Below are 1,426 nucleotides of genomic sequence, written 5' to 3'. Positions count from 1 at the left end.
ACATAGCCGCGCTCAATCTGAACCGGCCCGCCCATCATCACGTTTTCATGTTGCAGGCGCAACGGGATATTGCGGTCGGCGGCGGCGAAAATCATGTCCATGGTAATCGGCGAAGGTTTGTTGATGACGATGCCCAGCGCACCTTCTTCATCGTGTTCGCACACATAAATGACCGTATCCGTAAAAAACGGATCGTCCATATGAGGCATGGCAATCAGGAAATGGTTGGCTAAATTCATATTCTTTTAATCTATAAGCTGATTTTATTATTTTTGTCCGTCGGCAACCGGCGCGTCCACCACGCACGCACCGTAAACCGCACCGCCTGCCGGTACCGGCGTATCGGTTTTCGCATGGGCAAAACACGATACCGCGCTCAAAGAGTTTTTCGGAGAGCCTTGAACGATTTTATCGCTGTACACCAAATAAGCGAAAGACTTACGTTTCGGGTCGTAATAGCGGATAATCTGCTGGCTCTTAAATGCCATGCTGGCGCTGCGTTTGAACACTTGCCGCGGTTTCAAAACCGCAGACTCGTTATAACGGATGACTTCCGCACTTTGCACGCAGGAAACCGATGCGTCGCTGGCATCTTCTTCCAGATTGACCGTTTCTTTCAAACCGCCTTTTTTCGCGTACGAAATATAACAGGCAACCCCCTGCACATCAGGATCGTCAAAACCTTCCACTTCAATACGGTCGTTTTTACCCAGCATATGAAACACCGTACTGGCGCGTCCGATTTTATCGGTATTGTCACCGCAAGCCGCCAAAACCATGGCGCCCAACACTACTAATAAACATTTTTTCATAATATCCTGTCGATGCAGACTGTCAGTTTCCAGGCAGACTAAACCCTGTCCGCCCACTCTATCGTTACTATATAAGACCGTTCGTCCATATTGCAACCCGATGTTATTTTCAGACGGCCTGACAGACAGTATAATCCGTCCTATTGTTCCTACTTTGATAGCAAGATCGAACCATGCGTTACAAACCCCTCATTCTCGCCCTGTTGCTCAGTTTCTCCCTGCCAACCTATGCCGCCAAAGACGCGCCGAAAGAAAAAGCGGCCGCCGTCAAAAAAGCTGCGCCTGTAAAAAAAGAGAAAGAAGCCGCTAAGGCAGATGTAAAAAAAGAAACCTCAAAAAAACAAGCGGTAAAAGAAAAAGAGGAAGACAAAAAAGCGGTTAAAGCCAAAGCTTCCAAAGAGAAGGAAACCGCCGACAAAAACGAACGCGCTTCAGCCAAAAACAAAACGGCTAAATCCGCCGAAGCCGCTGCAGACAATAAAAAGACCAACCGCAAAACCGAAGAGCCTAAAGAAACGGCAAAAGACAAAAAAGCCGCAGCCGCAAAATCCAGCAAAGCCAAAGAACAAGACAAGAAACCTGTTGAAGATAAAAAAGACAGCAAAGCCAAAGAG

General features: G+C 47.6%; 2 protein-coding genes and 1 pseudogene. 1 reads left to right on the top strand and 2 read right to left on the bottom strand.

All coding sequences use genetic code 11. The features are described 5' to 3' along the window. Together ACTHUT_RS20610 and ACTHUT_RS20605 are read right to left on the bottom strand one after the other, a co-directional pair. Nucleotides 1-239, bottom strand: a 239-nt coding sequence (locus tag ACTHUT_RS20610) for a YqgE/AlgH family protein (protein WP_440419665.1), incomplete at its 3' end; no start/stop codon positions are given. A gap of 27 nt (nucleotides 240-266) precedes the next feature. After that, entirely contained in the window at nucleotides 267-812 is a 546-nt protein-coding gene (locus ACTHUT_RS20605; protein ID WP_250600963.1) for a CreA family protein, read from the bottom strand. A 173-nt stretch (nucleotides 813-985) separates the two neighbouring features. On the opposite strand from ACTHUT_RS20605, the pseudogene ACTHUT_RS20600 reads away from it, so the two are divergent. Then, a pseudogene (locus ACTHUT_RS20600) lies at nucleotides 986-1,426 on the top strand (hypothetical protein); the annotation flags it as partial.

This window comes from Neisseria sp. P0022.S010, from assembly GCF_051956635.1.
This window is presented reverse-complemented; position numbering and strand designations above follow the sequence as displayed.